This window comes from Paenibacillus wulumuqiensis (assembly GCF_000971965.1).
Taxonomy (GTDB): domain Bacteria; phylum Bacillota; class Bacilli; order Paenibacillales; family Paenibacillaceae; genus Saccharibacillus; species Saccharibacillus wulumuqiensis.
The window spans coordinates 591,980-613,815 of record NZ_LAQP01000001.1 but is presented as its reverse complement, the minus strand read 5'-3'; the positions used below and the strand labels follow the sequence as shown (position 1 = coordinate 613,815).

General features: G+C 47.8%; 16 protein-coding genes. 9 read left to right on the top strand and 7 right to left on the bottom strand.

The annotated features are described in order from the left end of the window. Positions 1-115: 115 nt before the first annotated feature. The 3 genes from WH45_RS10775 to cls form a co-directional block, all read right to left on the bottom strand. Positions 116-448: a DUF3219 family protein gene (locus WH45_RS10775; RefSeq protein ID WP_046214643.1), complete on the bottom strand. Its 333-nt coding sequence runs from the start codon at positions 446-448 to the stop codon at positions 116-118. 88 nt (positions 449-536) lie between these two features. Then, positions 537-2,462, bottom strand: coding sequence for a threonine--tRNA ligase (thrS, locus tag WH45_RS10770; protein WP_046214336.1), 1,926 nt, complete (start codon positions 2,460-2,462; stop codon positions 537-539). A 1,096-nt stretch (positions 2,463-3,558) separates the two neighbouring features. Then, positions 3,559-5,010: a cardiolipin synthase gene (cls, locus tag WH45_RS10765; RefSeq protein WP_046214335.1), complete on the bottom strand. Its 1,452-nt coding sequence runs from the start codon at positions 5,008-5,010 to the stop codon at positions 3,559-3,561. 328 nt (positions 5,011-5,338) lie between these two features. Between cls and WH45_RS10760 the strand changes: the two genes are divergently transcribed. From WH45_RS10760 to WH45_RS10740, 5 genes are all read left to right on the top strand, one after another. Further along, positions 5,339-6,379 carry an NAD(P)/FAD-dependent oxidoreductase gene (locus tag WH45_RS10760; protein WP_046214334.1) on the top strand — a complete coding sequence of 347 codons (1,041 nt, stop codon included), beginning with the start codon at positions 5,339-5,341 and terminating at the stop codon, positions 6,377-6,379. A gap of 287 nt (positions 6,380-6,666) precedes the next feature. Continuing rightward, on the top strand, positions 6,667-8,007 hold the full coding sequence (locus WH45_RS10755; protein ID WP_046214333.1) for a response regulator: 1,341 nt from the start codon (positions 6,667-6,669) through the stop codon (positions 8,005-8,007). Between the two features lie 120 nt (positions 8,008-8,127). Next, positions 8,128-9,336 carry a threonine synthase gene (locus WH45_RS10750; RefSeq protein WP_046214332.1) on the top strand — a complete coding sequence of 403 codons (1,209 nt, stop codon included), beginning with the start codon at positions 8,128-8,130 and terminating at the stop codon, positions 9,334-9,336. A gap of 198 nt (positions 9,337-9,534) precedes the next feature. Then, positions 9,535-10,863, top strand: coding sequence for an amidohydrolase (locus WH45_RS10745; protein WP_235338342.1), 1,329 nt, complete (start codon positions 9,535-9,537; stop codon positions 10,861-10,863). A 205-nt stretch (positions 10,864-11,068) separates the two neighbouring features. Beyond that, the gene (locus tag WH45_RS10740) at positions 11,069-11,686 is read left to right on the top strand and encodes an undecaprenyl-diphosphatase (protein WP_046214331.1); all 618 of its coding nucleotides are present in this window, start codon (positions 11,069-11,071) and stop codon (positions 11,684-11,686) included. A 196-nt stretch (positions 11,687-11,882) separates the two neighbouring features. Here WH45_RS10740 and WH45_RS10735 read toward each other — a convergent pair whose 3' ends face one another. Continuing rightward, the gene (locus tag WH45_RS10735; RefSeq protein WP_046214330.1) at positions 11,883-12,230 is read right to left on the bottom strand and encodes a DUF3243 domain-containing protein; all 348 of its coding nucleotides are present in this window, start codon (positions 12,228-12,230) and stop codon (positions 11,883-11,885) included. A 427-nt stretch (positions 12,231-12,657) separates the two neighbouring features. On the opposite strand from WH45_RS10735, the gene WH45_RS10730 reads away from it, so the two are divergent. Continuing rightward, positions 12,658-13,230 carry a hypothetical protein gene (locus tag WH45_RS10730; RefSeq protein WP_052723721.1) on the top strand — a complete coding sequence of 191 codons (573 nt, stop codon included), beginning with the start codon at positions 12,658-12,660 and terminating at the stop codon, positions 13,228-13,230. 336 nt (positions 13,231-13,566) lie between these two features. Beyond that, positions 13,567-14,118, top strand: coding sequence for a hypothetical protein (locus WH45_RS10725; RefSeq protein ID WP_046214329.1), 552 nt, complete (start codon positions 13,567-13,569; stop codon positions 14,116-14,118). A 172-nt stretch (positions 14,119-14,290) separates the two neighbouring features. On the opposite strand, the gene mprF is transcribed toward WH45_RS10725, so the two are convergent. Next, positions 14,291-16,936 carry a bifunctional lysylphosphatidylglycerol flippase/synthetase MprF gene (gene mprF, locus WH45_RS10720; RefSeq protein ID WP_046214328.1) on the bottom strand — a complete coding sequence of 882 codons (2,646 nt, stop codon included), beginning with the start codon at positions 16,934-16,936 and terminating at the stop codon, positions 14,291-14,293. A gap of 319 nt (positions 16,937-17,255) precedes the next feature. Next, positions 17,256-18,959 carry a multicopper oxidase family protein gene (locus WH45_RS10715; protein ID WP_052723720.1) on the bottom strand — a complete coding sequence of 568 codons (1,704 nt, stop codon included), beginning with the start codon at positions 18,957-18,959 and terminating at the stop codon, positions 17,256-17,258. A gap of 440 nt (positions 18,960-19,399) precedes the next feature. Here WH45_RS10715 and WH45_RS10710 point away from each other — a divergent pair, with 440 nt between their 5' ends. Further along, a complete protein-coding gene (locus WH45_RS10710) occupies positions 19,400-20,317 on the top strand; it encodes a cellulose binding domain-containing protein (protein WP_046214327.1) in 918 nt (305 codons plus the stop codon). A 201-nt stretch (positions 20,318-20,518) separates the two neighbouring features. Beyond that, a complete protein-coding gene (locus tag WH45_RS10705; RefSeq protein ID WP_046214326.1) occupies positions 20,519-21,385 on the top strand; it encodes a VOC family protein in 867 nt (288 codons plus the stop codon). Here the strand turns inward: WH45_RS10705 and WH45_RS10700 are convergent. Further along, a complete protein-coding gene (locus tag WH45_RS10700) occupies positions 21,382-21,804 on the bottom strand; it encodes a DUF4190 domain-containing protein (RefSeq protein ID WP_052723719.1) in 423 nt (140 codons plus the stop codon). The genes WH45_RS10705 and WH45_RS10700 overlap by 4 nt on opposite strands. Positions 21,805-21,836: the final 32 nt, after the last annotated feature.

Below are 21,836 nucleotides of genomic sequence, written 5' to 3'. Positions count from 1 at the left end.
AAGAGTTTGCAACAATCCATTGTAAATTAACACATTATCAAGTTCATAAATCGTCCAATCGCTGTAGGATGAGCATGGAAGAAATAGTACTTCATGCCAGGATTGTTACCTGGCCTCATACATTGGACAGTACCTCGATCAGTTCAAGATGAACATCTACCGTATCGGTATCCTTTTCAAACTTTGGAACCGAGGTAAAGTAGTTGTGCACAGCAGCCTGAAATTGCAGCTGGCGATCAGGAACCCGGACATCTACTGTCGGATTGTAGAGCAGGATGGTTACATCATGATATTCCTGACTGCCGGTAATCACAAAATCAAATGTAATCAGTCTAAGCTCTGCTGAATCGGGTTTACTGGCATCGGCGAATTGCTTTTCCTCATAATGGAGTCCGTGAATCTCCAGATCGCCCAGCTGGATCAATACGGATGAATCGGAATGTGGCATGATCAACGGTTCCTCCTTCATTAAATAGTCTGTTCTCCTCACTGTTACCCGGCTGCCGGGAGGTGTTAATCAGCAGGGGTAGGGTACGCTAGGATTTTTGCTCAATTTGTGCTTGCAGCTGTCCGATCGCATCATCTATAGGCATCATAATCTGCGCATCATCATTGTATCTGCGTACATTGACGCTGCCAGACTGTTGTTCCTTTTCCCCGACGACGAGAATGTAAGGAATCTTCTCCTGCTGGGCTTCACGCATTTTGTAACCGAGCTTGTTGCCGCTGATATCGGCGTCGACTCGCAGCCCGGCATCGGACAGAATCTTCTTGACCTGTAGAGCGTAATCGATGTAATGATCGGACACAGGCAGAATTCTCGCCTGTACCGGAGCGAGCCACAGCGGGAATGCTCCTGCATAATGCTCAGTCAGAATACCGAGGAACCGGTCTACTGATCCGTAGATGGCCCGGTGGATTACGACTGGACGATGCTTTTGACTGTCCTCGCCGATATAGCTCAGATCAAACTTCTCCGGCATCTGGAAGTCCAGCTGGATAGTACCGCATTGCCAGCTGCGCTTGAGAGCATCAAGAATGTGAAAGTCGATCTTCGGTCCGTAAAAGGCACCGTCGCCTTCATTGAGACGATAATCGACGCCGCGTGCTTCCAGTACATTGCGCAGTGCCTGCTCGGCCTGGTCCCACAGCTCTTCAGAGCCCATGGAATCTTCCGGGCGAGTGGACAGTTCAATTTCATAATCGAAACCAAAGACAGCATACATATCATCAATCAATTCCATCGCCTTGTGAATCTCGGCCTCCATCTGTTCAGGCAGAGCATAGATATGAGCATCATCCTGGCAGAATGTACGTACACGCATCAGTCCGTTTAATGCGCCGGAGAATTCATGGCGGTGTACCTGTCCGAATTCCATCATCCGAATCGGCAGATCGCGGTAGGAGCGCAGCTCGTTTTTGTAAATAAGCATATGCCCCGGACAGTTCATCGGCTTGAGGGCAAAGCTCTCCTGATCGACCTGTGAAAAGTACATATTGTCCTTGTAATGATCCCAGTGACCGGATTGCTCCCACAGCTGCTGATTCATCATGATCGGTGTACGAACTTCCTCGTAACCACGGCTCAGCTGCTGTCTGCGGGAGAAGTCTTCCAGCTCAGTACGCAGTGCCATACCTCTTGGCAGGTAAAAGGGCATTCCCGGTGCTTCATCCGAGAACATGAACAATTTGAGCTCGCGTCCGAGTTTACGGTGATCCCGCTTGCGGGCTTCCTCCAGCATGAGCAGACGGGACTGCAGCTGCGCTTTATCGGCAAAGGCAGTACCATAAATACGCTGCAGTACCGGATTCGCCGCATCACCGCGCCAATAGGCACCTGCTACACTCATCAGTTTGAAAGCCTGTAATTTACCAGTGGAGGGAAGATGGGGACCGCGATCCAGATCGATAAATTCACCCTGGGCATATACGGAAAATGCGATATCCTCCAGCTGATTGCGGATCATCTCCAGCTTGTAATGTTCTTGCTGGGAAGTAAATAAGGTAATCGCTTCGTCCCGGTTCAATTCCTGCCGCTGGATCGGCAGATTCTCGGCAATAATCCGCTGCATTTCCTGCTCGATCTGCGGGAAATCGGCTGAAGAGAGAGGACGATCCAGCTCAAAGTCATAATAAAATCCATCGGCCACAGCAAGCCCGATCCCTAGCTTGACCTGCTCTGCACCGTACAGCCGCTTGATCGCCTGAGCGAGAATATGAGCGGCACTAACGCGGTAGATGGGAAGGCTGAGTTCATTTTCGGATGTAATAATCTCCAGTTTACCGTGATCCTGCAAAGGTGTACCGAGATCAACGAGCTGACCGTTCACTTTGGCAGCAATCGCACTTTTGCCAAGACTGCTGCTGATGGAATGAGCAATTTCCCCGGCAGAAATGCCTAGATGGACTTCACGGCTGGAGCCGTTGGGCAGCTGAATCTGAATGGATTGTAAGTTGGGCATAATGTGTACCTCCAATGATTTAGTGGTTATCCGGCACAGCATACCAGCTATCAGATGCTGTAATACCAGCAGCCTGACCACGGATCGGCCGGATAGGATAGATAAAGAACAAATAAGCGCAAAAAAGCACTCAATCCCAGAAGGGACGAGTGCGCTTGGCTCGTGGTTCCACCCTAATTCGACCTGCCTGCAGACGAGTAGTCATCACAGGACAGAGTCCTCATTGGAATCCGTTAACGTGGATTAGACGGTGACATTTACTAAACGCCTGGACAGCGACAAAAGGCAGCGTGCAGATCTCTGACATACAGATTTCTGCAAAGCACCCAAACGATCCGGCACCGGTTCAATATCACAGCTGCAAAGGGGTAATTCCTCAACCGTCGACTGAAGAAGCTCACAGCAGATGCTTCTCTCTCTGGACAGCGCATGAAGGGAATCATGTCTTTGGTCGTTGCTGAAATGTGTTATTGGTTCTCGATTATAGGATTGGATTGGAGAAAGGTCAAGCTTAAATTTTAAGATACATAAGACAGGGCTCTTAAATAGCAAAGAACAGGTATATTCAATAACAAGTATAAATTTGCACGTTAATAAGTGTTTATTTGTATTATAAATACATGGATTAAATTGAAAAAATAAAAAGAATAACAGAAAATGCACTGCGATTTTAATCGCAATAATTCCTTGAATAGGAGGGGCATTTACAATTTCCAACCTCCAATCATTATTATTTCATCATGTGAAAAATTCATAATAAAAAGATGAAAAATAGCAACCTACAACATACCTGCATATCCCCCACTTCTGGAGTTCCCTAATCTATATCTATCAAGAAAAAAAGGAAGTTAAGATCTTTATCCATGATCAAAAATCAAGAAGAGAAATAAGATGCAATTCAGTAGGTAACGTCAATTAGAATTCAAAATGCAGTGCCGTCTGCGTGCTTAATACACAAGCTTTTCAGACAACAAAAAAGCGCTATCTGCCTTCTATTTCGGGCAGATAGCGCTTTGGTCAAACTTTTGCAAAGGTGGTAACACGTTGATCTTATAGTTGGCAGAACATACTCACCAAAACTTCACCATCAAATCCTCTACAGAATCGGTGATAACAGACGTGCAAAAGACTCCACAGTTTTCTGGTAAAGTGGCCGATTATTATAATCGGTCAGCGTGAGTATCTGGCTGTCCAGGATATCTTTGAGGAACAGATCTTCCAGCTGCTTGGCTGCCTGACTATCGTAAATTACGGCATTAATCTCAAAATTCAGCTTGTAACTGCGAATATCCATATTCGCTGTACCGACCGAAGCGATTTTGCCGTCGATCACCATCGTCTTGGCATGCAAAAATCCTTTTTCATACAAATAGCAGTGTGCATCCAGTTCCAGCAGTTCACGTAAATACGAGTAGGATGCCCAGTAAACCATCTGGTGATCCGGTTTCTTGGGAATCATCAGATGTACCTGTACCCCAGAGAGAATCGCCGATTTCATCGCGGTGACCATGCTCTCGTCCGGAATAAAATAAGGAGTCTGGATCATAATGCTTTCTTTGGCTTCATACATCATTTTGATATAAGAATATTTGATCGTCTCCAGACTGCTGTCCGGTCCGCTCGACACAATCTGCATACCGATATTGCCGGTAAAAGGCTTGGATACCGCAAACAGTGAATAATCTCCGGACATATGCGTATTCAGCGCCAGATGCCAGTCACGCAGGAAATGCGTCTGCATTTGCAAAATAGCCGAACCTTCCACCCGCAGATGGGTATCGCGCCAGTAACCGAATTTCTCCACCAGGCCCAGATACTCGTCTCCCACATTGAAGCCGCCGACATAGCCGACCAGCCCGTCAATAATGACGACTTTGCGGTGATTGCGGTAATTCACTTTGAAGTTAATGAGAGGAATACTTGGCGGGAAAAAGGCGGCCGCATGACCTCCTGCAGCCACAAATTCCTTGAGGAACGATTTGTTCACATTGGAGCTGCCCCATGCATCATAGATCAGCCGGACGGTTACGCCTTCAAGCGCTTTGGCAGTCAGAGCTTTTAGCAGCCTGCGACCAAGATCATCTTTTTGAATAATATAATACTGAATATGAATATATTCCCGGGCATTCGCAATATCCTCAAAAAGGGCATCGAATTTCTCCCGGCCATCCGCAAAGATACGTACCGCATTATCCTGTGTATACAGGGAATAATTGCTGATCAGATGAAGATGCACCAGCTCATGATAGCGGCTGATGGAGGGATCATTGAATTTGAACTTCTTTTCCTTGAATTCAATTCGCTGATCCTCAACGACGGATTCGATAATGGAGCGGAATTCCTTGCGCAGGCGAAACCGTTTGACACGGCTAAGATTCTGTCCGAGAAACAGGTAGACGAGGAAGCCGGCAATTGGTATAAACAGCAGCACCATCAGCCAGGCCCAGGTCGCTCCCACATTGCGCCGCTCCAAAAATACGATGAACAGCGCCAGAAAAAGGTTGATAATAAGTAAAATCCAGGAGAAATGCGCGTAAAAATCGACCATTCCCAGCGTCCCACCTTATTTAAAGTAGTAAATAATAAATAAACAGTTCACCAAACAGCATACCAAAAAATCCATTATTACACACTAAGAAATATAAACAGCCTGTGCCGTGTCTGCCCTCAGGATAATCCCGGCACAGGGGAGCAGCATCTCATCGATCAGGAGGCTTTTTATATTGCATCTCACTTCTTACTAATCTATAATGATAATCATTATCAATTGTAAAAGGTTTCTGGATACATAGCTGATGATGAGCAGCAGTCGGAGAATGTGCCGATTTATCATCTCAGTCTCAATATTGCATGAACATGAGGAGGCTTACCTACTAATGCAGCAGCTTGAATTATATGATGTAACGATAATCGGAGGCGGCCCGGCCGGTTTATATAGTGCATTTTACAGTGGAATGCGTGATCTGAAGACCAAGATTATTGAATACAATCCGACACTGGGTGGGAAAATACTGATGTATCCCGAGAAAATCATCTGGGATGTGGGCGGAGTACCGCCGATCAGCGGAGAAGGTCTGATTCGCAATCTGACAGAACAGGCGATGGTCTTTGAACCGACTATCGTGCTGGACCAGCAGATTACCCGCCTGGAGCGTCAGCCGGATGGTACCATTGTGTTACTGTCCCACACGGGCGAAGTTCATTATACCCGTACAGTGATTCTCGCAATGGGGCATGGCATTCCCAAAATGCGCAAGCTGGAGCTTGCCGGAGCAGACCGCTATGAGGTAACCAATCTTCATTATACAGTGCAGGAACTGAATGTGTTTGCCGGTAAACATGTCGTAATCTCCGGTGGAGGCAACTCGGCGGTAGACTGGGCGAATGCGCTGCAGCCGCTTGCTGCCAGTATAACGGTAGTGCACCGCCGCGAAGAGTTTGGCGGTCATGAACGTAATGTACTCCAGATGAAGCAGAATTGCTCCCGAGTGTTCACTTCCTATGAACTGACCGGACTCCAGGGGAAAGGAAGCCTGGTCGAAGAAGTGACGATTACTCATATCGAGACCGGTGAGCAGGAGATTCTGTCTGTCGATGCAGTCATCGTCAATCATGGGCTGACAACAGATCTCAGCCCATTGCTTGGCTGGGGAATCGAGATGGATGAGCATGGCAAGCCTGTCGTCGATGAGAAGCGGCAGACCAATCTGCCCGGCGTATTTGCAGCCGGTGATCTGATTCATTATGATGGCAAGCTGCATCTGATCAGCGGCGCGCTGGTGGATGGAGCAACAGCCGTGAACAGTGTGAAAAAATACTTGGAGCCGGAAGCATATGATCAGGCCTATGTATCCTCGCACAATAAGAAATTTGCCGAAAAAAATCGCCAGCTGGAGCAGCAGCCGGTAAAAGCATAATCGGCATCGAATACTGAAGATCAATTTTTTGCAAAAGTCTGGCCCTAAAAAGGTCAGGCTTTTTATGTGCTGATCAGGTAATAGCGGAATACCCCTGCAGAGCGGGAACCAGTATGCATACGCGTCATAGCCGAGTAGAAAGCCCAGTCTTTATCTAAAGTGATACCTAAAAATGAGTTTTAATTTTTCTTATATTAAAGCGCTTAAACTTCTGTTATATTAAGACTAGGATTAAATGTAATACTATGGAATTAATGCATCTATATTACATCCTGGGAGGTTGCACTATGTATAACATTCTAATTGTAGATGAAGAGCCGATAATGCTTCAATTGTTGATGAAATTGATGATGTCTTCCGGTCTGAATATAGGACATATCTATACGACTTCCAGTGGAAAGGAAGCGCTTACTTATGCTCGCACCTGCCATATTGATCTGCTGATCAGTGATATACATACACGTGATCTGTCCGGTATTGAGCTTATGCAGCAGATTCGTATGCTGCAGCCGGATATCCAGCTGATCGTCATATCTGTGCATGAACAGTTCGAGTATGCCCAGACGGCGATCCGGCTCGGCGTGCGTAATTATCTGGTCAAGCCGCTGAATTCCGAACAGTTCCTCGATTCGATTCGTGAGGTGCTTATTCATTTGGAGAAGCCGGTTGTTGAACGAAGTGAAAGACAGCCAGTATATACCGTACCTGGGGGATTGACACGTTTTAAAATGGAGCGATTGCCTGAGCGTGAATACGAGCTGCTGAGCAAGCTGCTTACCGGCTCGATCCGAATGGAAGAACAGGAGCAGTTGCAGCAATATTTACCGCTGAAAGGACCTTATTATGCGATGCTGAAAATGAACTTTGACGGAATACAATTCGCCGGGAGTACCGGTCAGCCGAACGATTACCGCTGGCTGTGTTATGCGATATGGAATGTAACCGAGGAACTGCTGGAAGTGGAGGATCAGGAGAATACGATCATTTTCGAGTCGGGAGACAAAGAGCTCAGCGTGATTTTTCAGTGGAGAGAGACAGATGCGGCAGACCGGATGTCCCATATTATCCGCCAGCTTGAAGCGCTCGGTCAGAGTTTGCATTTTCATATCCACAAATTCCTGCGTATTCCCTGTGTGATTGGTATCAGCCAGATTCTGAGAGGCATTCATTTTCTGAGCCAGCTGAATACCCAGACTGATCGCGCTATCGATCTGCATCGTGAGTATCAGGATCATTATGTATTTTATTATGGCAAATACTACTGGAAAACGATCCGACCAGCGGAAGAGGCGGAATGCCTGCGCAACAACCTGATCGTCTCCCAGGTCAAGTCGTACCTCGATAATTACTACAATCAAAAAGGACTGACCATTCATGAGGTGGCTCGGAAAAATCATGTGAGTCCCAATTATCTGAGCTATCTGTTCAAAAAATACACCGGGTTCAAGCTGTGGGAATACGTGATCAAGCTGCGTATGGAAGAAAGCCGCGAACTGCTGACGAGTACCGATCTGCGTCGTTATGAAGTGGCTGACAAGGTAGGCTATGAATCTCCGGAGCATTTCAGCAAAATTTTCAAAAAGTATTATGGTATCAGTCCGAGCGAGTTCAAACAGCTTCAGATCTAATGCCGTCAAAAGAAAATCTATATCCATGTGAACAGATAAGAATAATTGGCAAAAGATATATTTGCTGATATGATTTCTGATAGTGCAACTCATACCACTACAGGAAGCAGGAATTCGAAGATGCCTTACAGTTATGCGTCACACCTCAAATGCCCGATCTGTGACAATGAATATGATCTGCATGAGATTCACCAGTTATGCGAATGCGGCTCACCGCTGCTGGTAGAATATGATCTGGAACGTCTGCAACAGGAAATGGATATTCAGCAGCTCAGAGATCGCAATAATGATCTCTGGAGATACCATGAACTGCTTCCCGTTGCCTTTGAGCATAATGTAGTAACGCTGGGAGAGGGAATGACTCCGCTGCTGGATATGCCCAGACTCGGAGCACATTATGGAATAGAACATCTCTATATGAAGGATGAGAGTCTGGTGCCAAGCGGGAGCTTCAAAGCACGCGGGGCAGCAGTAGGCATCTCACGGGCCAAAGAGCTGGGTGTCGAAGAATTCGCGATGCCAACCAACGGCAACGCTGGAGCAGCCTGGGCACTATATGCGGCAAGGGCCGGAATCCGGGCGACAATTGTCATGCCGCAGGATGCGCCCATGATCACCCGCAGTGAAGTGGCGCTGGCGGGAGCTTCGCTGTATCTGGTGAATGGATTGATCAGCGATGCCGGTAAAATGGTCGCCGAGAAAGTGCAGCAGCAGGGTGTCTATGATGCTTCCACGCTCAAGGAGCCTTACCGGATCGAAGGCAAGAAAACAATGGGACTGGAGATCGCAGAGCAGATGGGCTGGACGATGCCGGACGTGATCCTTTATCCGACCGGCGGTGGTGTCGGGCTGATCGGCATTCACAAAGCACTGCAGGAGCTCAAATCTATAGGCTGGATTGCAGGTAAACTGCCTCGTCTCGTTGCAGTACAGGCTGAAGGCTGCGCACCGATCGTCAAAGCCTGGCAGGAGAAAAAAGAAAGGTCCGAGTTCTGGCAGGAGTCCACTACCGTAGCTTTTGGTATCAACGTACCAAAGGCACTGGGGGACTTTCTCGTTTTGCGTGCCCTGTATGAGACTGAAGGGGCGGCAGTAGCTGTATCGGATCAGGAACTGCTGCAGGTACAGCAGGAAGTAGCCGCTATGGAGGGAGCATTTATCTGCCCGGAAGGAGCAGCTACCTTTGCGGCCGCCCGACGCCTTGCAGCCGAAGGATGGATTCGCTCTGGTGAATCTGTCGTTGTGCTGAATACGGGAGCAGGAATCAAATACCCTGACACGGTCCAGACTGAAGCTCCGATACTGAAGATAGGTAACTCCATTCTGTAGGAAAATTATAAGCAACCCAAGTTGATCCAGTCGTATTCGGGCGAACAGGATCACATTAATAAAATAGTACATGTTCTTTATATTCCAGTATCCCAATATTTAAAAATAATCTTTGACCTTGACGTTACGTCAAGGTCTATTCTTCGTGTAGGGCATCTACATACCTGCCTATCAAAAGATAAATTGGAGGAGATTTTAGTGAGTATACAAATTCGCAATGCCACCATTATCACCATGTGCAACACACATCCGTATCCTTTTCTCGGCGATATTATGATTGATGGAGATCGGATCGAAGCGATTGTACCGACAGCCAGTAATGGAGAGCATCTCCTGGAACATGCAGCGTTCGATAAGAAAGAATGGCAGATCATCGATGGTACCGACATGGCCGTCATGCCTGGACTGATCAATGCCCACCAGCATACTCCCATGAGCCTGCTCAAAGGCTTCTCGGATGATTTGAAACTGATGGACTGGCTGGAGCAGAAAATGTTCCCGGCAGAAGCAAGAATGACGGCAGAAGATATTTATTGGGGCAGTAAGCTGTCCATGGCCGAGATGATCCGTTCGGGTACGACGACATTTGCCGATATGTACATTCATATGAATGAGATTGCTTCAGCTGTTGAGGAGACCGGAATGAGGGCTTCCCTGACACGGGGTCTTGTCTTTGGCGATGATCGGGCGGAAGCGCGGATCATGGAAGCTATTGATCTGGTGAAGCGCTGGCAGGGAGCAGCAGACGGACGGATTACAACTATGTTCGGCCCACATGCTCCTTATACTTGTCCGCCGGAGCAGATGCGCGAGATTATCGCTCTGGCTGAACAGTATGAGCGGCCTGTTCATATTCATCTGGCAGAGACAGTAGAGGAAGTATCTATCATCCGGGAGCGATACCGGCAGACCCCGGCAGAGTACCTGTATCAGCTGGGACTGTTCGAGAAACTTCATGTGATGTTGGCTCATGGCGTACATCTGAATCACCGGGATATTGGTTATTTGCGCGGAATGCGAGGAGGAGTCGTGCATAATCCGGTCAGTAATCTGAAGCTTGGCTGCGGTATTGCACCGATTGTAACTTTACAGCAGCAGGGCATTACGGTAGGGCTGGGTACGGATGGTGCCGGAAGTGCGACTACACTGGATATGTTCGCCGAGATCAAGGCTGCGGCATGGATGCAAAAGCTCGATTATGGCGATCCCACCCGACTGTCTGCCTATGAAGCTCTGCAGCTGGCAACCATCGGAAGCGCAAGGCTGCTCGGTCTGGATCATGAGACCGGTACACTGGAAGCCGGAAAAAAGGCGGATCTGATCATGATCAATCTGGCCCAGCCTCATCTGCAGCCCGTACATCATCTCTACTCGACGCTCGCTTACGCAGCTGTAGGAGGAGATGTGCATACGACTATGGTAAACGGTCAGTTGCTGATGCATAAGCGACGGCTGCTTACCCTGGATGAACCGAAAGTGCTGGAAGAAGCCGGTACAAGAGCAAAGCGGATTGTAGCAGGCATTTGATCAACTGCCGATCAAATAAATATAAATAAGAAAATGCAGCCGGATTACTCGTCAGCGGGGAATCCGGCTGTACTGATTTGTGCAAATTTTACACTGGGTTAACAAAAGTGTTAAACTAGCTAACGGTAAAAGCGACTATCGCTGCATAGGTGCTTGCGATACATAGGTGCATAAGGCATTCAACAAGAGGAGGTAATCACAGAACATGTCAGAGCTGGACTATGAGATTTTTCGCTGGATTAACGGAGGGGCAGGTCATGCCGCCTTCTGGAATCCGTTAATGATTTTCCTTTCCAAATATGCGGTGCTGCTGTTTATGATCGGAGCGATTGTATACTGGTTTACACGTGCACGGGCGAATCGGAGAATGATTACGGAAGCGCTGGTATCTGCTGCTGTTGGAGTGACGATTAACTGGGTGCTGGGAGAATTCTTTTACAGGGATCGGCCGTTTGTTAGTCATGAGGTCATTCAGCTGGTGCATCATGAAGCGAATGCTTCTTTCCCGAGTACGCATTCGCTGGGGTCTTTTGTTATTGCGATGACAATATGGCAGTTCCGGCGCCGTGACGGATGGATGTGGCTGGTGCTGGCCGCAGGTATTGCACTCAGTCGTGTATGGACCGGTGTCCATTATCCGGGCGATGTATTGGTCGGTGCATTAATTGGTGTGCTCGTATCGGTACTCGTACATCGGATGTTCGCACGTATCTCGCTGGCTAACAGTCTGATGGAACTGGGCATTTACGGATATGAACGCCTGGAAATGAAAATATGGCCGCGTTATCGAAGACGCAGTCGTCATCATTCCATGCATCGCTAACTCCATACATCCTTAAATGAACCAATCAAAAACCAAAGTCAAAAACCCAAATCTGCAGCCGACAATATGTTGGTTGCAGATTTGGGTTTTATTGTTGCGGATGTACGAAGAAAAAAACTCTTATTCCGGCATGCACCCGGTAGTTCAGATAATCGATTGTATAAAAACCTTGTTATCTGCCGGGTAGGAGCCAATATTAGGCTTTATCCGCCTGCACCATGCGTACCAGCATATGTGCCAATTTATGACGCTGATCTTCATCGCCGACTTTCCACAGTTCATACAGCAGTTTTTCCTCACTGTTTTGCGGTTCTTCATGCTTGGCGAGATAGTCTGCAATCTTTTGCGCGACTTTTGCCATGCTTTCTTCACTCAGTCCGATGCTCTCTGCCATACGAATACGTTTGCCGAGGTAGGATTTGAAATTATCAAAGTCGTCCAGTATCTGTTTTTTGCGTTCGTCACTGATTCGATCCATTACTGGCTCTACCTGATCCGTAGAGACCTGCCCGGCTTTGTTCACGACATGCGGTTGTTCTGACATAATGTAATTCCTCCTCAAAAATTGTAATTTGGCTTCCCTCATATATTTAACCATCGCTTCAATAACGAATCTTCTGCCTATACAAAATGCCGGTATAACAAGGTTTTAGGACTAGGTATTAATTTTGTAAATCAGTATTAACATTATTGCAACTTTTTCAAGCTCATATCCGTATATAGTAGGGTTAGGAAGCAAACAAGAAACAGATATGGTCGGAACACCATTTTATCTTTTATTTTATTGATAAAAGCCAAATTGGAAAAAATTGAATGGTTCTTGAAAAAGGCAATCTGGTTAATAAAAGTTACACACCGCTTGAAGCGAAGCGGAGATTCATACCGAATGAATAGTACGTCAATCAATCATGAGCAACAGGTTATTGTCAGCCGATACTGCTGACTGACCAATTAGAAGGGGAGATGCAGCGATGATTAAAACAATGATGGGAATTTTTGGAGCGGGTGCTGCTTCTTTAATCTTTTTGACTTCGGGCAGCTTGAGTCAGACCGGAGCGGTCAGTACAGCTGAGGCCTCAACTGTAACTCAGAGCGTATATCAGAATACGTATGCCGAAGATACCACTCCGGCAGATGGAACATACACCGTATTTATTAACGAAATCCAACGTGACAGTAATGGTGGATTCGATCTTACGATTGATCCGATTAACTGGTACACCGGCGAAGCGGCCAACAAAGTATTCGCCAAGGAAAATCCGGACAGCGGCATGGATGGGGCACCGGATGGCTATTACATTACCAATACCGACACAACTACCTTTAATTATACAGCCCCAGCGAATGCACAGGTACTGATGCAGATTTATGATCATACCGGTCAGTGGGAAGATATTGATACCAAATGGAATGAACCGGTCAGCATGTCCAAGTTGAATGCCATTTTCCAAAAGCCGGACCTGCTGGATCCAACGGTGTTCCCGTATCATATCACTGTCAAGGATGGAGCGGTTGTGAAGATCGTTCAACAGTTTATCCCTTAAATCGACGGTTGGAGGGAAAGCTTGCCTGATACCTGCCGATCAGGAAACGCGAATGTAGATGATCGCAATAGGTTTATTATTATTTGATCCAAAGAGTTCTACTGCTATTTGACCTAAGGAATCGTTACTCTGGCGCAATCTTGTGTGGCCGGCTCTGGCGATTCCTTTTTTAATGATAAAGCAGCAGAGGCCTGGCGAATAACAGGAGAGCATATGTAAATTTTATTACCAGGCTGGAATCTGTTATGATTTTGGTATAGGCTCTCCTGCCATACAGCAGTTCGCTGCAACTTTTGGCTTGAAGATGCGTTACACTATTGAGGAGGTGCATTAACGATGCAACTAAATAAGCAATCATTGTTCAAACGTATTCCCTTTGCATTTATCCTGCTTGCAGGGGTGCTGATTCTGGCAGCCTGTGGCAATAAGGCAGAGCAGCAACCTGCTGCAGCTCCGGCTCCGACCAGCAGTACAGAAGCTGAAGTGACCGAGCAGACTCCGGCTGCACCAGACACGACGACGACACCAGAGGCTAGCAGTGAAGCGGCTGCCGGTACTACGGAGACGTCTTCTCCAAAGACAGATGATGGTACAACCAGCGAAGGCACAACCAAGGGTACAACCGATACGGCAGTAGGAGACGATACAACTGCCAATGCGGAGACTCAGGTCGCTACAGGCACATTCTCCGGGCTTGCAGATGAGCACTCTGCCGAGATCATGGTAGACGGTACTCCAGTAGTGTATCAGCTGAATGACAGCGTACAGAGCGCTATGAGCAAAGTAAAAGAAGGCTCCGAGATTACTTTCAAGTTTACGGAGAAACCGATCCCTGGTGATGCTACCACCAAGCTGAGAACGATTGTAGAAGTGGAACAATCCAAGTAATTGCCGGGTCTAATGAATCACATTCGAGCATTTTCAGTCAAGCAGGCAGATGCTCGGAACCAGCAGAAACACAAAAAGAACCCCCTGATCTGCCAACGCGGATCAAGGGGTTCTTTTCTGTATGCTCATAGAGGGTGAAAGTCAATTCATTCGTAGCGCCTGAAGCTGCTTGCTATACCGTCTCGATCGAACGCGGTCTGCGCGAGACCAGTCGCACCAGATCAATCGTCAGGATCGGCAGCGGGATGCCTGCCGGATAAGCGAGGTAGCGTCCTTCCCATTCAGGTGAGAATTTCTCCTTGTAGCGCCGCAGACCTTCAAATCCGTACCAGTGACCACCATACTGGAAGACCAAACGGGCAAGTTTCTCTTCCCGGTGGGCATTCATATTCTCTCCAACGCTGGAGAGCGGAGACATGCCGAGATTGAAGTAGGCATACCCACTTTCCTTGGCCCATTCAATCAGACGGACAAACAGCACATCCATGGTACCATTCGGTGTATCGTTCAGATGGCGCATCAGATCGATCGAGATGACACGATGATTATCATAAGCCGGGGCCAGGGTTGCAAAAGCCAGAATACGATGATCAGCATCACGCAGCAGGGCAATCGGCGACTTCTGAATGTAATGTTCATTAAACCAGCCAAGCGAATAAGCTTTTTCCTTGCGATCCCCAAGCCACTCATCGGAGATGACTCGCAGTTCTGCCAGCAGCTCGGCTGAGAATGGTGGCTGCAGGACTTCAAACTGCTGGCCTTCACGCTCGGATTTATTTTTGGCCGTGCGCAGACCTTGATTGCTTTTGCCGGATAATGTGAATTTATCAAGAGAGACCAGCGCTTCTTCGCCAAGCTTGAAGAAATTGTAGCCATTCTCATGATAAATGGACAGATACTCCGGTGCCGCCTGGTAAAAGACGACAGTAAGCGCAAAATGATCCGCATAACGCTGGAACTCCTGAATGGCTGCACCGACCAGACTTTTCTCGCCAATCGGATCTCCAAGCACGACCAGCTTGTCTCGGACACGTGCATAAGGGATCAGAATCTGGTCATTTTGTGCCCAGTAGAATGATTTGTCACCCAGATACAGCAGATGGGTAAGGAGATTCCCCTGTTCCTTTTGCAGGAAGGTAGTGAATTTATCCATCTCCTCCGGCGTCGGGCGATCCTCAATATGACGATTCGGGCGCAGTGCAAAGATGGCTGCCAGCAGGACAAGGGCGCCGATAAAACCAACCGCAGCGGTAATCGCATATTCATGTGGGTCCAGAAACCACTGCTGGGCACGTAGCGGCAGATGGCGCAGCAGCGCTGGGTGGATCTGTGTGCCGACTATATAATAGGACAGAGACGAGACAAAGGCCAAAATGATCCAGATCACGATATTACGCGGCGCGATGCTCACACTTTCCCGGTTGAATCGAGCCCGGGATACCCAGAGAATAACGGCAACGATCAGCAAAATGATCGCTTCTTCGTAATCGAATCCTTTGGCAAAGGTAAAGATCGCACCGGCGAGCAGCAGCCCGGCCGTCCATACAAATGCACGACGAATCCGCATGGAGATCGCACGGGAGACGATAATCAGCATAATGCCAATCACCACTGACAGCTGTTCGGAAAAGCGCATAATCGGCAGCGACAGAATATGTTCCATAAACCGCAGACGCTCGATCAGCCCTGGCGTTGCTGCAGACAGCAGCAAAATAATACCACTGGCGAGCACCAGCTTGCCAAGCGCCCATGCTCCCAGATCACCGAGAAAGCCAAACTGTGACGGCCAACCCCAGAATTTGAGCCAGGCACTGCGTGAAGCATCATAACCGGTAGTTACCATTTCCTTCATCTGCTTGCGGCTTGGTGTAATCTCGAAGGCTGCCAGTATCAGACCGATCAGCCACGGGACCAGAAAGTAGAAAATACGGAATAGCAGAAGGGCGGTAATCGCAGGGGTCGTCTCAACACCGAGAGACTGCAGACCAAGCAGGGCTGTCAGGTCAAATGCACCGATACCGCCTGGTGCCATACTGATAATACCGGCAATTGCCGCAACGATATACACACCGATCGTATCCTGCAGTGGCAGATGCGCCAGATCGTGATAGATAACGATCCAGAACAACAGACCGGCACAGGCCCATTCCAGAAAGGAGGCTACCAACGAAGCGATAATGACTTTCCAGGGAAGCTTGCCTTCTCCTTTGTGGAACCATTTGGCAAACAGGGATGAACGCTGCATCAGTAGAAAGAACGGCAGATACAGGGAAATTCCCCATACTGCCCAGCGCAGCCATGGGTGGCTGTTGAATAGCGGCTCAGCCGGGAAGACACCGACAATGGTCAGCCAGCCGAGCAGTGATAGGCCCACCAGTATCATCGGGGAAAGAAACAGCACCGCTGCTCCCATCGTTTTCATTGGTATGCCACTTTTTTTGTACAGAATTGTACGCAGACCGACACCGGTCAGTCCGGCAAATCCAATCATGTTATTGAACGTATTGGCGATCCAGGCGTAACGGAAAGTGGCTTTCCAGTTTACATCCAGCTTGAAATGATGACGCAGCAGGTAATCATATGCACTCATCACCGATACCGCAACAAAGGAAGCGATCAGAATCTGAATAATCGCGGACGGAGGCATATGACGCAGTTCAAAGAACACACTGGCCAGATTAATATGTTCGATTTCTTTTCGTCCCTGCATATAAATAACAGCAAGGATAATCAGGGGAATAAGTATTTTGATAATTCTGGCCCTGAATAAGGCAGTCAACAGCTGCAGGATCTTAAGTTTGCGTAAAGACTCTCTCATGGGGTATTTAACTCCACCTTTATAGATATGATTAGGGTTCATCTTGAAAAGAGTATGTTCATGTAACAATTGATATAGTCTATCTCTATGATCTGAATAGTTCAGATACTTACTATCATACTACATCGGTATCTGAAAAACATTTTGTGATGCTTTGATTCCAATTCTCACTATGTATTACACAGAAAATGTTATTTTGTTGCACGATTAACACAAAAGCGTCCTGCACTAAGTAATAGAGATATTCTCTATCATAGAACAGGACGCCTGCTTTTTTGCTACATAAATGTAATAACTGTCAGTTCACGGCAGCAAGAAATCATTCAGAAATATTATTGGCGTGCGGATCCGGCTTATAGGCAGATGTGTAGTCCTCATAGACCAGATCGATCATCATTCCCATCGAAGCGTGATGCAGTTCATGGCAGTGGAACATCCAGATCCCTGGATTGTCTGCCAGCAGAGCGACTGTATACGTCTCGCCCGGACGCACATTCAGTGTATCTTTCCAGAGTGGGGAGCCGGAGACCGGCTGACCATTTTTGGATAACACTTGGAAAATATGACCGTGCAGATGCATGGGATGATCTTCGTTTACGGATTTATTGGTCATGGTGATCTTTATCGTATCTCCGGTCTTGACGGTCATATTGTCTGCTTTGGGATAAGCCTGGTCATTGATTGTATACATGGTCTGTCCATCGCTGACTCCCATATTGAGCGTCATCTGATAATCCCGATCATAGGATTGCTGCAGATTGAACGTTGAAGAGGCAGGCTTGCCGTAACGGGTAAGATCAAGTTCGGGCCAGCCGGAGACAATCTCGGTCGTGAGCTTGGACTGCTGGCTGCTTATCTGATCATTAATCTGCTGATCGGTCCATGTGTCAGAATCCGTCTCGGTCACAACAGGTATACGCATGGAGCGTGCAAAGTCAGAATCGCCCACTGTTCCTATTACCTGTACGCCCGGTTGGCCGGCTCTGAATTCCACATCATAGCGTTCACCGGGTGCGATACGCAGCAGTCCATGTCTGAGCATCTGCGGATCATTAATATCCTCGCCATCGGACGATACGACGCGGTAGGCGGGCTGATTAATGTAAAGCAGCTGAGTCATATTGCCTGCATTGACGAAGCGAAGGCGTACCTGCTCACCGGGATGCGTACGCACCGGTTCGATACTGTCACCGCTGCGTCCGTTGATGGTATAGATATTATACATGCCCATATTGCTGCTGAGTGCAGCCGTATTGGCTTCGCGATCGGGAGCATGGGTATTCGGATCATTCCATTCATCCAGCACCAGCGTACGATCAACATCTGCCGACTCAGCATTTTTATTTTTGACGATAAAGGTACCGTATAAACCCTTGCCAATCTGGTTCAGGCTGTCCTGATGGGAATGATACCAGTACGTTCCGGCATGAACCGCTTTGAAAGTGTAGGTAAATGTACCTCCAGGCTGAACGGCATCCTGGGTTACGCCAGGTACACCATCCATGGCGACCGGCAGTACGACCCCGTGGAAATGAATGGAGACAGGCACATCCAGTTCATTTTTGAGATGAACGGTAACGGTATCTCCCTGGGTCACTTCAATCTGTGGACCGGGCACGGAGCCGTTGAACGTCCAGACGGGCAAATATTTGCCTTTCTCAATCTCCAGATGTGCTTTGCGTGCAGTAAGGGTAATTTCCTTGCCGGTCAATGTCTGCTGTTCGGTAGTGATGTCTGCCGGCTTGGCGGTGACGCTGCCTTCCGGTGCAGCAGTTGTTGTCCCCATATGAGCACTGTGATCCATATTTATGGAGTGACCGGACATGGAGGTGTCGGATGAATCGGCGGCAGCAGGCTGCTCGGTATGGGATGAACTGCTGCAGCCTCCCAGAAGCAGCAGAGCAGCCATCAGCATGACCAGAAGGCTGAGCGTCTGATAGGAAAACGGGCGAGCAGAGTGAAAAGACGCAGAATTGGATTTGAAATGCAACATCATCGCTCCCTTGATATATAAATATGCCATCCGGATTGCCCTCAAAAGAAGACAAAAGCGGATCGGACAAAATTGAAACGGAAACTAGGCCAAAATACATAGCCTGGGTACTGGGTAAAAAAGACATACATAACTTATCCATTCTATTATGCCTCAAATTGCGAAAGAGTAGGACTTATGGAATTGTCATTTTGTTGACGATTAGCACTTGCTGTCTATCTTCAAGTGGTAACAAAAATGTTATAATTTGAGCTTGCCAAGTGTTTTGTTTGTTATATTACTGTTTAATAATCTCTCACCGGGCTCAAAATTCGCGCTGGTATCAGCTGGCTGAACCAGCCGATTCAAGGTGATGGATAAACTGCAAAGGAGGAGAGAAGTAGCCCCCAACATAGAGGTACTGAGCCAAATACTTAACAGCACGATTCGCACAAACCCAAACTTATTCCAATACGGAGGTAGATGACGAAATGTTTAATTATTCCAAAAAGGCTTCGATTCTGGTAGCCGCTTCAATTTTTGCTGCAGGAGGAAGCCTTGTGGCAGCGCCAAGCGCGCATGCTGCAATCGAAAGCAATGTGGTTGCCAATGATATTGCATGGACCAACACATCCGCTCCTGCTGCACCTAGTAACGTGCAGGCGCGTGCAGGTTCCAAGCAGGTTGTGCTGACATGGGCACCTGTACAGGGAGCAGCCAGCTATGATGTAAGACGATATGATGTAGTCAACAATACGTATGACAGCGTAGCAGCCAACACCTACACCGTTCATACGACTGGTGTAACGGAAGCGGTATATGCAGATACTTCGGTCATGAATGGCAAAGTATATGGATATGTTGTTAATGCAGTATATGGAGATGGACAGATTAGCCAGATGTCCATGCCAGTTGTAGCTGCACCGATGGCTCAATCCGGCAGTGTGGCACAATCTCTGATAGTACAATCCAGCTCTCCATCCGGCAGCACTTCCGGTGCGATTCGTCCGATGATCAACATCATGAACACAGGCAGTGAAGATGTGAACCTGAGCGATATCCGTGTTCGCTACTATTTCACAGGCGGTAAAGGACTGACAGCCAAAAATGTCTCCATGGGCAATGTTGGCTTTGGCGCGAACAATGTAGAGCCATACATCGTGAACATGGAACAGCCTCAAACTGGCGCGGACAGCTACCTGGAACTGCGCTTTAATGCAGAAGCAGGTATTATTCCTGCAGGTGGCGAGACAAACGATATGAGCTTCACGATCCAGCGTTCCGGCGGTTCCGCTGCACCGGATTACTCCTCCAACAGCAGTACTACGATGAGTGATAATAATCATATCGTATTGTATTATCAAGGTGCACCGGTATGGGGACAAGATCCGGGTGTAACTGAAGAATAAGTTATCGTTTGGCAAATATAACCGCAGATCCATCGGTAAATGCGGATATTAAAAAGCAGGCAATTTCCATTGGGGAACTGCCTGCTTTTTTTCGCTTTCGTGCGGTTTCGTATATTCTATTCATTACATTCTTGATTAGTAACTTACAAAATGTTAATATACTTATAAAAAATAAGTAAATATAGAGAAGAGGAATTCATCATGACTACTCACGTAATTAGTCCTGCGCTGGAGATTGGTCTGGTCAAGATCAAAGTCAGCCAATTGGAGCGCTCGATAGCTTATTATACGAATGTAATCGGTCTGCAGGTGCTGCAGCAGGATGAGACAACAGCTCAACTGTCAGCAGATGGAATACACCCGATTGTCATTATTGAGGAAATCGCCAATGCGGTCATCCTGCCCCAGAATTCCACTGCCGGATTGTATCATTTTGCTATTTTATTGCCGGATCGGGTCAGTCTGGGAATTGCTCTGCGCCATCTGCTGAAGCATCGACAAAATATTGGCCAGGGAGATCATCTGGTGAGCGAAGCACTCTATCTGAATGACCCGGATAACAATGGAATCGAGATTTATGCAGACCGGCCGAGAGACACCTGGCAAAAGGATGAGCATGGTCATGTGATGATGGGGACAGAGCCTGTTGATGTGGATGGACTGCTGGAACTGGCAGAAGGCAAAGCGTGGAATGGACTGCCTGCAGGCACAAAAATAGGCCATGTACATTTTCATGTATCTGACCTGATGGAAGCGCGCCGATTTTATGTGGATATCCTCGGGTTTGAAATGATGCTGACGGATAATCGTTCGGTCGCCTTTATATCGGCGGGAGGTTATCACCACCACTTGGGACTCAATACCTGGGCAGGCGTTGGGGCACCCAAGGCACCGGCCAACGCTACCGGTATGGACTACTATTCATTGCAGCTGCCGGATCATCAGTCCCTCGATGAAGTCGCTGAACGGCTTCGGGCAGCAGGAATCCCGGCTGAGCAGGATGGGCCGGCCCTGTGGGTTACGGACCCTAGCAATATCCGGATTCTTTTTTATACAGCATTGGTTTAATAGAAGTCGGTGTCACCATTCTGTTCAATGGTCGGTTCCCAGTCATCCGAACCGACCGGCGAATAGCTGGCCAGGGAAGCTCCGATAATAACCACGATAAACAGAACGACCAGAATATGAATAACAAATCCGATGATCCCGCATACCAGTCCTCCAATCGCAAGTCCGCGTCCCTGCTGATAGCGATGCCGCAGTTCTTTCATGGCGATAACAGCAAAAATAATTGCGAGAATGCCAAGAATAACTCCGATTCCCGGAAAAATCATAATCGATACGATCGATGAAATTCCCAGTACCAGTGCGGCAATTGCCTTACCATTATTGGGTGCGGGTCCATATTGCTGATGATAAGGATCATACTGATTATATGGGGGCATGCCACTTCCCGGTGGGCGTGAATACGGATCTTCAGGTCCCATTGTAATTCCTCCTTCGTAAGGGTATGTATGAG